The sequence below is a fragment of the Clostridium sp. YIM B02555 genome (genome assembly GCF_022320955.1).
Classification (GTDB): domain Bacteria; phylum Bacillota; class Clostridia; order Clostridiales; family Clostridiaceae; genus Clostridium; species Clostridium saccharoperbutylacetonicum.
Genome location: NZ_JAKJJY010000046.1, coordinates 1 through 14,451 on the forward strand (window position 1 = coordinate 1; position 14,451 = coordinate 14,451).

Annotated in this window: 12 protein-coding genes and 1 pseudogene; 2 read left to right on the forward strand and 11 right to left on the reverse strand. The window is 28.6% G+C overall.

Annotation, left to right across the window (positions count from 1 at the left end):
• The 7 genes and pseudogenes from L3B98_RS28525 to L3B98_RS28555 form a co-directional block, all read right to left on the reverse strand.
• Nucleotides 1–472 (reverse strand): annotated as a pseudogene (locus tag L3B98_RS28525) (hypothetical protein); the annotation flags it as partial.
• Between the two features lie 487 nt (nt 473–959).
• On the reverse strand, nt 960–1,484 hold the full coding sequence (locus L3B98_RS28530; protein ID WP_238919180.1) for a 2'-5' RNA ligase family protein: 525 nt from the start codon (nt 1,482–1,484) through the stop codon (nt 960–962).
• A 187-nt stretch (nt 1,485–1,671) separates the two neighbouring features.
• On the reverse strand, nt 1,672–2,616 hold the full coding sequence (locus L3B98_RS28535) for a transglutaminase domain-containing protein (protein WP_238919181.1): 945 nt from the start codon (nt 2,614–2,616) through the stop codon (nt 1,672–1,674).
• A 202-nt stretch (nt 2,617–2,818) separates the two neighbouring features.
• Entirely contained in the window at nt 2,819–4,168 is a 1,350-nt protein-coding gene (locus L3B98_RS28540; protein WP_238919182.1) for an MATE family efflux transporter, read from the reverse strand.
• Between the two features lie 105 nt (nt 4,169–4,273).
• Nucleotides 4,274–5,668, reverse strand: coding sequence for a tetratricopeptide repeat-containing diguanylate cyclase (locus L3B98_RS28545; protein WP_238919183.1), 1,395 nt, complete (start codon nt 5,666–5,668; stop codon nt 4,274–4,276).
• 226 nt (nt 5,669–5,894) lie between these two features.
• Complete coding sequence (locus L3B98_RS28550; protein WP_238919184.1) at nt 5,895–6,527, reverse strand: DUF6198 family protein; 633 nt, start codon at nt 6,525–6,527, stop codon at nt 5,895–5,897.
• Nucleotides 6,528–6,814: 287 nt separating this feature from the next.
• Nucleotides 6,815–7,576, reverse strand: coding sequence for a hypothetical protein (locus tag L3B98_RS28555; protein ID WP_238919185.1), 762 nt, complete (start codon nt 7,574–7,576; stop codon nt 6,815–6,817).
• 232 nt (nt 7,577–7,808) lie between these two features.
• Here L3B98_RS28555 and L3B98_RS28560 point away from each other — a divergent pair, with 232 nt between their 5' ends.
• Complete coding sequence (locus L3B98_RS28560) at nt 7,809–8,837, forward strand: 3-deoxy-7-phosphoheptulonate synthase (RefSeq protein ID WP_238919186.1); 1,029 nt, start codon at nt 7,809–7,811, stop codon at nt 8,835–8,837.
• Nucleotides 8,838–8,914: 77 nt separating this feature from the next.
• Here L3B98_RS28560 and L3B98_RS28565 read toward each other — a convergent pair whose 3' ends face one another.
• Nucleotides 8,915–9,202, reverse strand: a complete 288-nt coding sequence (locus L3B98_RS28565; RefSeq protein WP_238919187.1) for a DUF503 domain-containing protein — start codon at nt 9,200–9,202, stop codon at nt 8,915–8,917.
• Between the two features lie 270 nt (nt 9,203–9,472).
• Between L3B98_RS28565 and L3B98_RS28570 the strand changes: the two genes are divergently transcribed.
• A complete protein-coding gene (locus L3B98_RS28570) occupies nt 9,473–9,742 on the forward strand; it encodes a hypothetical protein (protein WP_238919188.1) in 270 nt (89 codons plus the stop codon).
• 171 nt (nt 9,743–9,913) lie between these two features.
• On the opposite strand, the gene L3B98_RS28575 is transcribed toward L3B98_RS28570, so the two are convergent.
• The 3 genes from L3B98_RS28575 to L3B98_RS28585 form a co-directional block, all read right to left on the reverse strand.
• Nucleotides 9,914–10,912, reverse strand: a complete 999-nt coding sequence (locus tag L3B98_RS28575; protein WP_238919189.1) for a C40 family peptidase — start codon at nt 10,910–10,912, stop codon at nt 9,914–9,916.
• 203 nt (nt 10,913–11,115) lie between these two features.
• Nucleotides 11,116–12,207: a ribose-phosphate pyrophosphokinase gene (locus tag L3B98_RS28580; RefSeq protein ID WP_015392555.1), complete on the reverse strand. Its 1,092-nt coding sequence runs from the start codon at nt 12,205–12,207 to the stop codon at nt 11,116–11,118.
• Nucleotides 12,208–12,480: 273 nt separating this feature from the next.
• On the reverse strand, nt 12,481–14,238 hold the full coding sequence (locus tag L3B98_RS28585) for a helicase-related protein (RefSeq protein ID WP_015392554.1): 1,758 nt from the start codon (nt 14,236–14,238) through the stop codon (nt 12,481–12,483).
• Nucleotides 14,239–14,451 lie beyond the last annotated feature (213 nt).

The window sequence follows — 14,451 nt, forward strand, 5'->3', positions numbered from 1 at the left end:
TTCCACCTTTAAATCCACCTTGTGGCTTTAATGCATTTTCTATTGCTGTTTCTTTATCTGAAGTTATAGTTCCCGCTGTTACCAAATTATCCAAGGCTGCTTTAAAATCTCCTTTTGCACTTGTAAGTGCTGTTTCTATTGCTGTTTCTTCATCTGAAGTTATTGTCCCTGCTGTTACTAGCTCTGCTAATTTAGTTTTAATCATTCCTTCATGATTTCCACCCTTAAATCCATCTTTTGGTGTTATTGCTTCTTTAATAGCAGTTTCTTGATCTGACGTTATAGTTCCTGCTGAAACTAATGCAGTTAATTTATTTTCAAATCCATTATCTCTTCCTTGATGTTGAAACTTTCCAGTATTATTTGTTGTTTTGTCTGATGTTGCTGCAAACACACCTGTACTAGCGCCAACCATTAAGCTTGCTAAAATAATTCCTGTCATAACTTTACTTTTTATACTTTTACTTTTCATATTAAATCCATCCTTCCGAAATCTTTTTTATCAAAAATTATAATTTGTATCTCTTATTCGTCTTAATTATAAAAAAGTAATATTACAGTTTTGTCACAAAATTTAGTAAATTATGTTACAATTTAGCTTCATAAAAAAATAATGTCTATAAAATTTTTTAAACTGCTGTAAATAGAAATAAGTAAAAGTTTGCTTTGTCTTATGTGAAGATATCCAAATCGAAAATTAGACTTAGGCAACAATTAACGAAATCAGATACATTTATCTTCCACAGGACTAGTGAAATTTTCGCTGGAAGGTTCTAAATAGCGGCTTGTCGTCATTTCAGAGTGTTCCAGATGTAAAATCCGGACAATCTGTAAATGAAACAAGCCCCCATTAAGAACCATCATCAGCTCAATTTCACATGCCTGATTCCATAAAAATGTATCTGATTTCTAGTGTAGTGTTACGATTATAATTTCTCAATAATACATATATATTACATTTATAAAGTAAACTCTCTATATACTTTCCACGTTCCTTCTTCCCATTTATAAATAGTAACATTATTAAAGGAACAGTGAAATTCACATGGATATTTCTGAATATATTCCCATACCTTAGCGAAGATCGATTTTAGCTTTTTTGAAGCTAATGTTACATGAAAAGTTTTATCCTTTCCATCATTTTTATCGAATTCAATATAAGGTATTTTACTAATTGTATCAATCAGTTTATCATGAAGATTTTTTGCTTCATCTGACATAGCTACTTTCATGTAAATTACTCTATCATCAAAATGATCATAACCGTCGATTTTAAAAACTTCTGCTTTTTCATTTTCACTAAAATCCTCTAATACCTTAATTAGATCTGAAATACCTTTATTATGTTCAAAAGGTGCTTTAATAGTAAAATGAGCAGGAAGTTTAGATGATTTTGCCTTAAATTTATTGAAAAGTTCTTTTCTTAAGTTATTATTAAAATCCCCAGCCTTGCCTTTTATAACACAAACTATTACATATCTCATACTTATTTCTTAATGAGCTTAGTATTTTATTTACCTTTATTACTAAGCATTCCTCCTATCTTTTTTTGTAACGTATTCTTATATTTTACCCCAAATCTTTATAAATAAAATCAAGTTATATAAAACAAAAAATCCTGTTAATAAATATTGAATTTACCAACAGAATCTTTCCAATTAAAACATATAATTAATTCGCTTCTGGATATTTAGTACTATCCCATGTATGGTCATTACTGATTTCTTCATCAGTTAAATTATAATAATCATATTGTAAAACATCTCTATACGATACAGGATCATCCCATGTACAATCCACATGACGCCATTTACCATCAATATAAACCAAATTCCATGCATGGTCTTGTCCATCAGCTTTTCCTTCAACTACAATTGATTTTATTCCTGCTATAGTAAACATTTTTTGCGCAAGTAACGAATATCCTTCACAAACTCCTGTGTGCTTAATCAAAGTATTATATGGATCATATATTGAATAAGATTGGTCATATCTAGTATTGTTTATTATCCAATCATGTATTGCACGCTCTTTTTCAACTTGACTCATACTATTTGGAGCTATTCCTTCAACTATACTTCTTGCTTTTACATCTAATTGAGCTTCCATCTGAGCATTCATCTTGTAAGTACAATCAATTGTTATATTAATAGGGCCAGATCCATATCTTGTTATACTTAAATTATAATTATTTACATTAAACATTTCATATGAATTGGTGACCTTCAATTTATTTATTTCACTTTGAAATATGTTTCCAATATTCTGCATATTAGCATCATCACCATAACATCTTATGTAAAAGTGAGGATTCTGAATGCTTATATTTTTTATAAGTTCTTGATCTATTAAATCACTATCTGAATATTTCCATGCGCCACTGCTATTTAGATAGTATCCATCAATAGTTGTATCATGTGCCATATAACCACTTGAATTAAAATAATACCAATTCCCATCTATTAACTTCCATCCAGTAATGTGTGAAGAATTTCCTTCAGAATATATCCATCCAACATTATCTTTATTCCATTCTGCACTTGCTCCAACTGAATTTAATGATAATATTGCTACTGCCACTAAAGAACTAGCTACTAATTTTACTATTTTTTTCATCTTATGTACCTCCTGACATCACTTTAACATTATTATATCATATTACATTTATTTTTTAAGTACACAAAATTTTACATATTAATTGCCATAATATTGACACAATTATGATTTATCCTAGTATTATAGATAATAATTCATTATTATTTCTCCTCATAAATAGAAAAGAATGACTTATCCCCCAAATAAGTCATTCTTTTTATATTTAGTTTATATAAATCTTTTCTTTAATTATATTATTATATCTACTATAAAAAGCTATGGCTAGAATAATATAATTAATCGCCATTCCAATATACACACCAGTTAATCCCAAATAAATAATCTTAGTGAAGAATAAAATAAATATCACACCCATAAAATTAATTAATATTGAAGCTAAAAATACCCATTTTCCATCATCTATTCCTTGTAAACTCAACTTATATATCGTAGCTGGAATAAAAAAAGTATTTATCAGCAAAGCAATTGGAATATACAAAATAGAACTATTAATCAACTCTGTATCATCAGTTATTATACGCGGTATATAATTTTTTAAAATTAAGAGGACGATTATAAGCATTATAAAAAATAATACTGCAAGAACTAAACATCTTAATGGAGTTTTCTTGCCTTTACTTAGATTTTTAGCCCCTAAACTTTCACTAATTATTGTAAGAGAAGCTTGAGAGTATGCATACATTGGCATCAACAAAATGTTTACTACTGCTAATAGTAAATTATAAACTGAAACTTCAATTATTCCAATAAAAGAAAGAATCGAATTTATTGTAATTACAAGAAGTGTTGACTCAAGAAATTCCTGTCCCATAATCGGTGCTGATAACATTAAAGTTTCTTTTAAGTATTTTATAATTTTATTAGATGATAATGTATGCAATTTAGACTTCCTAGTTACAACTAAATATACTCCTATATTTAGAAAGATCCCCAGTATTGAACCTATTGCATGTCCTCTAATACCCATCTTTTGAAATCCAAAATGACCAAATATAAAAACATAATCAAAAAATACATTAGATATTGATGCAATAATATTGCCGTACAAAATATATTTAGTTTTATTCATTATTTTAAAATAAGAAGAATATGTAAAAAGTATCATATTTAGTCCAATTGAAATACTATATATAGTTAAATATTCAGAAGCATCAATCAATTCTTCTCCATCAAATCCATATAAAGTTTCCAATATAATTTTTCCGAATTTCAATGCTCCTAAAAAAAATACTGCACCGATAAAAATATTTAAAAATATATTTAGTTGAAAATTACTTTTAAGTTCATCATATCTTTTTTCACCTTTGCACCTTGCACCAATTATATTAAACCCGATTGATATTGCTCCTAGAACTCCAGTTATACTATTTATAGTAGAAGCTATAAGACCTACTGCCCCAAACGCTGCTAAAGAAATCCTTCCAACCATTGCTTGGTCACAAAGTCCAATAATCATAGCCAAAACATTATTTAACACTAAAGGTAATGCAATATGATTTATCTTTTTATATTCATTCTTATTATAATTCTCTATTAAATTTTTTATTTTCATTAAAACCACCCTTCTTTTCTTATACTAGAAAAAAAGAGTTAGTATACGCGCCCCGTACAAACGGATCACCTCCTATATAAAAAATAGACTTTTTATATGCAAACGTTAATCATACGTGCATATTTGATTTCTACCATTTTTCTTTGCCTTATATAATCCTCTATCAGCAAGTTCAAACAGTTCTTTAAAATCTGTAATTATTCGATCTATATTATCTGAAATCCCAATACTTATCGTAATTGAAATAACATCATTTCCATCATGTATTTTTAAATTTCGTATACCCTCAAGAAGTTGCTCTGCTTTACTTATAGCCTTTTCTTTTGAGTTACCCTTTATAAGAATTACGAATTCATCACCACCAAAACGCCCAACTAAATCTGGCTTTTTAATTATATTCAAACATGTCCTAGAAACTTTTTTTATAACTTCATCTCCAAACAAATGCCCATAATTGTCGTTGAAAGATTTAAATTTATCTACATCAAAAACTATACATATTATCTTATCATTCTTCAACCATTGATTTGCTGTAACTTCTATATAACTCCTATTATAAAGACCTGTCAAGAAATCCATGTTAGCTTTTTTTCTCATTTCCGCCATATTATGCTTTACCTGCAATTTTAATGCCATTGATTGAAGTTCCCTGTTATTAATTTCTTTAAGAAGTGTTATATATTCTTTTTGAACCTGGTAGCCCAAATCAATATTCCCCATATCATCACAGAGTTTACATCTTTCTTCTTGAATTATTTGCAATAGATGAATATCATTATAACTTTCAACTAAAGTTTTAGCCACATTATATGCTTCTAATGCTTCTTTATATAATTTTTGTTTACTATACCAATAGCCTTTTAAATGATAAGCCTGGGATTTTTCTCTAATAAATAACTCTAAAATTTCATCATTAATTATTTCATCAATTATATATTTAGAATTTTTAAAATCATTTAATCCTATAAGCGCTTTTCCTATATTTAACCTAACTCTAAGTTCTAATATTTTACTTGCCGGCTTATGAAGCCTTGCTATCTCTAATCCAATAACCGCCATTTCTAAGGCTTCAGTATAATTTTCTTCTATCATACATATATGAGCATAATTACTATATGCATTACTTACAATATTATATTTTCTTAATTTCTTACCTAAATCTATTGCCTTTTTTAACGTATCCTTTGAACTAACATAATCTTTATTATACTCATAAAGTAATGCTAAAATATTACTTGAATTTAGTATATCTTCTTCATCACCATATTTATCACAATATTCACTATGTTTTGAAAGACTCTCAAATGCCAATTCAATATCTCCAATACAATAATACGAAGCTCCAAGATTTATATATGCAGTTAATAAAGATTTATAATCCTTTAATTTCATAGCTTTTTTTATAAGATTATAACAATTTTCAATAGTTTCTTTATATTTTCCTTCCGCTCTTAACTCAGTAACTCTGTTCCGAAGTAATTTCAACTCCTCTTTTGACATATTTACTACTCCTAACATTTCAAATTATCCATAGCATATATAATAATTGCCCTTCTCTTATTCTATAATTCATATTATTATACTATAGTCTTATTCAAAATATCTAGTGCAAAATATAAAATTATTCCAAAAAAATCCACTCAAGAGCATTCTTACTTTAACAACATGTATGGCTTACCTTTTCCCTAAAAACAAACTTGCCATTAAACAAATTTATTTTAATTTGTTAGCCTGCAAAAGCAAGTATATTGTTTCTAAATAACAACTTTACTAAAGCAATAGCTCGTCCCACACCAATTACTGCCATTAATGTTCCAAAACCTATTCCAACTACTTGTCCAACAGATAGTAATCCAATGACTATTGTAATTAAGACACTTGACATATCAATAATATTCTTTGATAAACCAAGTTTAATATCTAACCTATAAGCTAATGCCTGTGTAAGCCCATCAGCAGCATTTGGTATAAAGTTCATCTCTACTGTCATGACTACACCAAGTCCTGTAAGCATAATTGCTACAATTAGCAAAAGTACATTCAAATACAAACTGCTAAAATTTATAACTATTATGTCATTAAATAAATTAATTACTTTACTAAATACAAAACTCATAGGAATTTGTAACAAATCAAACGAACGAAACTTCTTTCCACGAAGTAAAAACTGACCAAAAACACATAAAATATAAATGCACAAAGTTGCATTTCCTAAATTGACTTTCCAAATTTTTGATATAGAATATGGTATAGATATAATTGGAGATACCCCCAAGCCTGTCTTTGTATTTAATATGATACCTAATGCAAGTACAATAAGACCAATGCAATACACAATTCCTCTATAATATCTTTTCATATGTTTCCCTCGATTCTTTATTTTTTACCAAATTTAATTATATCACATCCTTATAAAATTCTTCTGTTTTTTTATTCTTTAGAAATTTATAATGCAGTAAAATCTGTGGATAATATATGAAAAAGGCTATTTAACTGAGTTGTGTATAAGAAAAGAATAAAAAACAAATCATAGTCGCCTGCATAAAATGTTCTCATATGCAGCTAGCTGCCATTTCTAATAAAATGTTCTCATATGCAGCATAGCTGCCATTTCAAATGTGCATATCCTTTAATAATGCATATATATTAATCTAAAATTAATCTATCACTAGTTTCATTTAACATTTCATCACTCGTATCTCTTGTGCCTCCACCAGTTGAAGTACCCATACCACCTGTAGTTCCAGTACCTCCACCAAAGGTTCCACCTGTTCCCATTCCTCCTGTTGTTCCACCAGTAGTTCCAATACCACCAAAGGTACCTCCTGTTCCAAATCCTGTTCCCATTCCTCCTGTTGTACCTAATCCACCTTGTGTTCCAACTCCACTAGTTGTACCTCCGGTTGTCATTCCACCGCTTGTTCCAGTTCCTCCTGTTGTTCCTCCACCAACTTGAGTTCCAGTTTGCCCCATATTCCCTGTAGAGGTTCCTGTTGTACCAGTCATTCCAGTTGTTCCTGTAGTTCCAGTATTAGTATATTTTAATAATTGTAGTTCACCTTTATCTTGCCATTCTTGAAGTTGATCAATAGCTTCTCTTGGAGTTTTCCCTCTTCCCACAAGAACACCCAATAGAGCGACTCTCTGATACATATATGGATCAATTGTACTTCCCTGCTGACCTTGTGTTATTGCATAATTAATTATTGGAGTAATATATCTAACCCAATCATCAGGAGTAAAATTTGCTGGAGTTTTAGCAACTCTAGTATCATACCTAGAATCTCCTATATTCCAATTGAATTCCTCATTTAATAAAGGTTCGTTTAATATAGACCAGGTTTCTTCATTACGAGAATTATCACCTGACAATTCCCCGATAGTTTTAAAATCAAAATAAATAGACATAAAATACCTCTCAAATATTTCTACCTATTAAATGTATGATTTAGGCAATCAAAAATTGCTTAATCTTCCTATTTTTTTTAATAACTTTTTTCACTTATACTTTATTCTAGCTTGACTAGATTTTTCAATAATTATATAGTTATATAGATATCTTCTATAGAAATTATAATATTTAAGCATATGAAAAATAATACAATTTTGGATATCAAAAAATATCAAGGGGGCACTTATAATGAGTTTTATAACAGTAAGAAAAATACCATCTCCAGAGGAAATTAAAGAATTAACTCCTCTTGCAGATAATTTAAGAAAAATCAAAGCAGAAAGAGATTCAGAAATTAAGGAGATATTTGCTGGAAACAGCCACAAATTTATTGTAATAATTGGACCTTGTTCAGCAGATGATGAAAATTCAGTTTGTGACTATGTAAGCAGATTAGCAAAAATAAATGAAAAAGTAAAAGATAAGCTTTTTATAGTTCCTAGAATTTATACAAATAAACCTCGAACTACAGGTGAAGGTTATAAAGGAATGTTCCATCAACCAGATCCCGAAAAATCACCTAATATTCTTGAGGGATTAATTTCTATCAGAAAGATGTTCATTCGTGCAATAGAAGAATCCGGCCTCACTCCAGCAGATGAAATGCTTTATCCTTCTAACTATATGTATTGCGATGATTTATTAAGTTATGTTGCTGTAGGAGCAAGAAGTGTTGAAAATCAACAGCATAGATTAACTGCTAGTGGAATTGATGTGCCAGTTGGTATGAAAAATCCAACAAGTGGAGATATTTCAGTAATGTTTAATTCTATACAAGCAGCTCATGCTAAACATAACTTCTTGTATAGGCATAATGAAGTAAATACGACAGGTAATCCTTATAGTCATGCTATTATGCGTGGAGCAGTTAATCAGCATGGTAACAGCATACCAAATTATCATTATGAAGATTTAATAAAAGTTGCTGAAGCTTATAACGAATATAATTTTCCATATCCTTCAGTAATTGTCGATGCAAACCACGCCAATTCTATGAAAAAATTTGCTGAACAACCTCGTATAGTAAAAGAAATTCTTTATAGTAGAAATTATAATACTGAACTTAACAAGTTAATTAAAGGGGTTATGATCGAAAGCTATATTGAAGAAGGTTGCCAAAAAATAGATGAACATATTTACGGGAAATCAATTACGGACCCTTGTTTAGGCTGGGCAGCTACTGAACAGCTACTATACTATATTGCTGAGCAAGTATAGTATAGTAAAGTAATCTCTATAATTTAGATAATATTATTTTATAAATATAGGAACTGATTCTTCAGCTCCTATATTTTTTATACCCTAAGTTCTTCTTTGCTTATTTCCACCATTTCAGCATCAGTATTGTTCTCAATGAAAGTTATGATATTTTCCATTGTCGAATCACATTGTGCTGAGTTTGCACATAATCCGGCAATACCTATAATTATTTTCTGATGAATATCTTGTTCGTCTACCTCCGATACAGATATATTAAATTTATTTTTTAATTTCTGAACTATACTTTTTAATATCATTCTCTTTTCTTTTAATGAGTGTACCCATGAAGCTCTTAATGTAACTTCTAAATATAAAATAATCATTTCTTTATCACAACTCCTTTTGTAAATAAAATTTTGAACTTTCTGCAGTAATTGTTTGAAAATTCTATCAATTTTATGAATATTTAAGTATCTTAGTCTATTAATTGATATAAATATAAAATTATCATATTTTTCATAAATAAATTACTGCATTTATAATTTATATTGATAAACTAATATTTTTTCCAAGATGTATTTTTTTTATTTATGATATATATTTAGATTATAGAAATAACTAATAAAAATCTTTATAAATTAGGAGGTTTTATTATGAACTATAGAACTTTTAAAACTTCAAAAACTAATTTGACTAGTTATCATTTCAATAAAGACGTTATTCATAATATTGTTTTAAGGAACTTATATAATTTTTCAGTGCTACCTGTAAAGGTCTTCAAATCACTATTAAATTTGCTATTCACTCCTACAAAATATATCTATGATGAAGTTAACGATACTTATAGGCCTTGTAATGACAACTATTATTTTAGAGATGTTACTGATTTACAATTAAAAGCTTCACGAAGAACTTTTTTATAATATACAAATTCAACGACAAGTACCAATAAAATAATTCCAGTAAAAAGGTTATGAAACAATTCATAGCCTTTTTAATTTATATTGCAAAATGCATCCAACTTTAATGAATGCATCTTGTAATAATTTATATTTCAGTCAAGCTGATTTTATATTCACAATTTTCACTAGTAATTAATTTAACACTCTTCCCACATATTTCATATTTGAAGTACTCAATCTACTTATCTTAACAATATCGCCTGTATGCGGTGCTTGAATATACATATCATAACCTATATACATCCCAACATGTGTTGAATCTGTAGTTTTATTAAATACTAAATCTCCAGGTTTAATTTCCGCAATGCCAATAGGTTTTGCAAAGCTTTGTTGCTCCTCAGATGTTCTTGGAATTTCCATACCTTGTGATTTAAATACATATTGCATAAGCCCTGAACAATCAAACCCTTCTGGTGATTCTCCTCCCCACAAATATGGAACCTTTAAATATTTTTCTGATTCCTCTATGAGAGTTTTAACTTTAGGAGAAATATCTGAGGGAAGTGTTACTGGAATTGTGACACCTTCATCAGCAGTTAGTAAGGCAGTGTTATCTTGTACATATTTCATAAGATTACTTTTCTGATTTTCTAAATCAGAAATTTGTTTTTCAACCTCAGCTTTATTTTTTTGAAGTTCGTTATTTTCTTTATTTATATGATCTTTAATATCTAAAAGCTGCTTTTTTGATTCCTCTGCTTTTAAAATAAGCTTTTTATCGCTTGTACAAATTTCTGAAATTAAGTTTACTTTTTTTAATGCATCTAGAACATTCCCTGAAGAAAATACTGCATCTAAATACTGCATTGGAGTAGCTTCAATGCCACCATTTAATTGAATCCCTTTTAAACGTTCTGATAATTGATTATCTTTTTCTTCAACCTCAGCTTGTGCATCTTCAAGCTCCTTTTCATTATCCTTGATGTCACTTTCCTTTTCAGTAATTTGATCTTTTAATTTATTAAGTTTGTCCATATTATATTCAATTTGATTATCATCCTCTTGTATGTTTTGGATTGCCTGCTCAAGTGATATATCTGTTGGTTCTGCAAATGCTGGTAATGCATTGCTTGTATAAGTAATTAGTAAAAGTAACGTAGTCGTTACAACAATTCTGCGAATTCTTTTCATCTTATCCTCCTTTAGTTATTATCTTATAGATATAAAATTCTAAAAGTAGAACCGATTATTTACCCAATACAAACAATTATACTACAAACAAATTTTGAATTCCTTACCATTTCTTAAGATTTTATTAAAAAAACAACAGGAATCACCTTAAATCCCTGTTGTTCTTCCAAATATATACAATTTAATATATTATAATATTAATATTACTTATTTAATAAGCTATGTATAATTCTAGTTGCATCCATATATTTAGCTATAGACCTTCCATGATTTAATCTATTAATAATTCTAGACATAAATTCTGACATATCAGCATGGTTAAACCATTCAGCTTCATATAAGTTTTGCGATATATAAGTTAAATTAGTAGAATAAATTCTCTTAATCAATCCTTCTTCATAAGCTTTATTGAATTTTTCAAGTCCTTCTGTGAAAAAAGCAAATGTTGCTGCAACATAAACATTTCTAACGTTTCTCTTTTTTAATTCTTTAGCTATATCAAGGACAGATTCTCCAGATGCTATCATATCATCTACAATTAAAACATCGCTACCTTCAACAGATCTTCCCATATATTCATGTTGAACAATAGGATTTTTTCCATTAACTATTGTAGAATGATCTCTTCTTTTATAAAATAATCCAACATCAACACCTAAAACACTTGAATAATAAATAGCTCTATCCATAGCTCCAGTATCAGGGCTGATAACTAGTAATTTTTCTTTATCAAGTTCTAATGATTTTTCATTTAATATAAGTGATTTTACTATATCATATGTTGGATAGATATTTTCAAAAGACATTAAAGGAATAGCATTTTGAATATTTGGATCATGTACATCAAATGTAAGAATTTCATCTACACCTAATCTTTCAAGTTCTTGAAGTGATAAAGCGCAGTCTAAAGACTCTCTTCCCTTGCGTCTATGTTGTCTTGACTCATATAAAAGAGGCATGATTACAGTTATTCTTGCCGCTTTACCTCTAATTGCTGCAACTGTTCTCTTTATATCTTGAAAATGTTCATCTGGTCCCTTATTGTTTTCAAACCCGAACATTTTGTATGTACAGCTGTAATTTCCAACATCACATAAAATGTATATGTCCTTTCCTCTAACAGTTTCAGAAATTTTAACCTTTCCTTCACCATTAGAAAATCTAATTTCCTCAATTGGCACTAAAAACGACTCAGTGCACTCTCTGCTTTTTTGGATATACTTGTCTATAGCATTTCCTAATTCTGTACAGCTCTCTAATGCTATGATTCCAAGTTCATGATTTAATTCACTCATTTGCGTTCCCCTTTTTTTAATATTTTGTAGTACTTATTATAAAAACTCAAACAATTTAAGTATAACCTAAAATTCCATATATATAAATATTTAATTACAAATTTTATTAAATTTTCGTATTTTATCTTTTATTTAAACGTTATACATTAATTTTTCCAACTTACATTCCTAATCTGACCAAACCAAAAATTAATTTATATGTTAAAAATAACATAAATAGGGAATTAGCAATCAACATTAAATTATTAATTTCATTCTTTAATTATAATATTTTTATATTCCCAATAAAATCTCATTTATTTCTTCACTAACTTTAATCCTCTCATCATATACCCATTTCGGATCAAATTTTAAATTAAATATTTTTGAAAATGAATAATACATATTAATTTTTTGATAATATATTTCTAAATCATCAAGACTTCCTTTAAAGCATTGTGGTTTAAATAATTCTTCCTGCTTATTTATAAACAATTCATCTACATAATCAAGAAATGTATTCATTAGTTCATCACTGCTAACATCAAATGGTACTTTTAGTAAGTCCCACTGGATTTCTTCACTCAGTTTATAATTTTTTATTTTATCTAAAATCAATAAATACTCACTTACATCCATTTTAGTATAATAATCCATCTTTTCTTCACGAGTACTCCAAAGAGCTAGTTTTTCATTTAGTGGCAAACTTTTTATTTTAAGTATTGCTTCTGTTGGACCAATAACAGCTTGTTGTATTACTTGATCCTCTATTTCCAACTTATCTTTAATTACACTTGCATTTCCTCCAACACTAGCAATGTAACCAACATCGTAAATTCCAATTCTTCCTGCACGACCTCCAACTTGTTTTATTTCCTGTGAAGTTAATTCCCTTACTTCTTCTCCATCAAATTTTCTTATACTCATAAATATAATTCTTCTTATAGGTAAATTAACCCCCATTCCTATTGCATCAGTTGTAACTAAAATTTTCGTTTCTTTATTTACAAATTGTGTATATTGCATCTTTCTAACTTCTGGCGGTAAATCTCCATAAATCACACTTGCCTTAATGCCTCTACTTGAATATTCTTCCGCTATTTCTAATACTCTTTTTTTGGAAAACACTACAATAGCATCACCTTCTTGAATATCATTATAACTAAAGTTTTTAAATTCAACTTCTAATGGTATAGCCCTTGTATATTCTTTTATTTCAAAATCATCCTTGCAGTCCTTAATTATTGTTTCTAATATATATTTAGCATTAGCTGCACCACATATATGTATTTCATCACATTGTAAGCCAAGTACTGCTTTGCTCCATGCCATTCCACGGAACGGATCACTAATCATTTGAATTTCATCAATAACTGCAATTTCGTAATGTTCTCTTAAATTGACTTTTTCAATGGTACATGAAGTATGAGTAGCTGCTTCATTAATTATTTCTTCTTCTCCTGTCATTAAATTACATAATACCCCTTCACTGTTTAATCTTTCGTAATTCTCTAAAGCAAGTATTCTAAGAGGAGACAAATATACACCTTTTTTTGCGCTTTTTAAACGTTGTAAAGCATTATAAGTCTTTCCAGTATTAGTATCTCCTAAGTGTATGTAAAATTTTCTCTTCATACTTCTAGCAATAAGATATTCATCCTTTGGATTCTTGGGAAAATTCTCCTCAAATTCTTTTGCTACTAATTTAGGAATATGCAATTTAGTAAGTATAGTCATTATTCCTTGATTTAAAAAGCTATTGTAATTTCCTCTTATAACTTCGTAAAAATCAAACTCTGTATTATTACTTTTATTATATTGATCAAGAATCTTTTTAGATATATCCTCTAATAATTCTTCATATCGTTCATATACCTCTTTATAATCTCTTAGATTTTGATTTTCTAACTCTTTAAGTTTTACAAGTTTCTTTCTTATTGCACTTTCATGTTCAATAAGTGCTCCAGGCTTGGAGTGTTCAACTATTTCTTCTATTTGATTAATTTGACTTTTGTATTTTTTAAATTCCCTTTGTGCTGCATTATTTTTCATCCTAATACTCCCTTTTTAGTATTTTACAATGTCAATAAAACCGTTTATTGTTTCTATATTTATAATCTAATTACTTTATATTTTATATAGTTATATGCAAATTATACCATACTCCTCTATTTTTAATAAAATACATAAAGAATAAAAAAATCGCAGGCGACTGTGGAGCCGGAGATTTTTAATATTAAGTTCCGTATTGTGCTTCGCACTCTT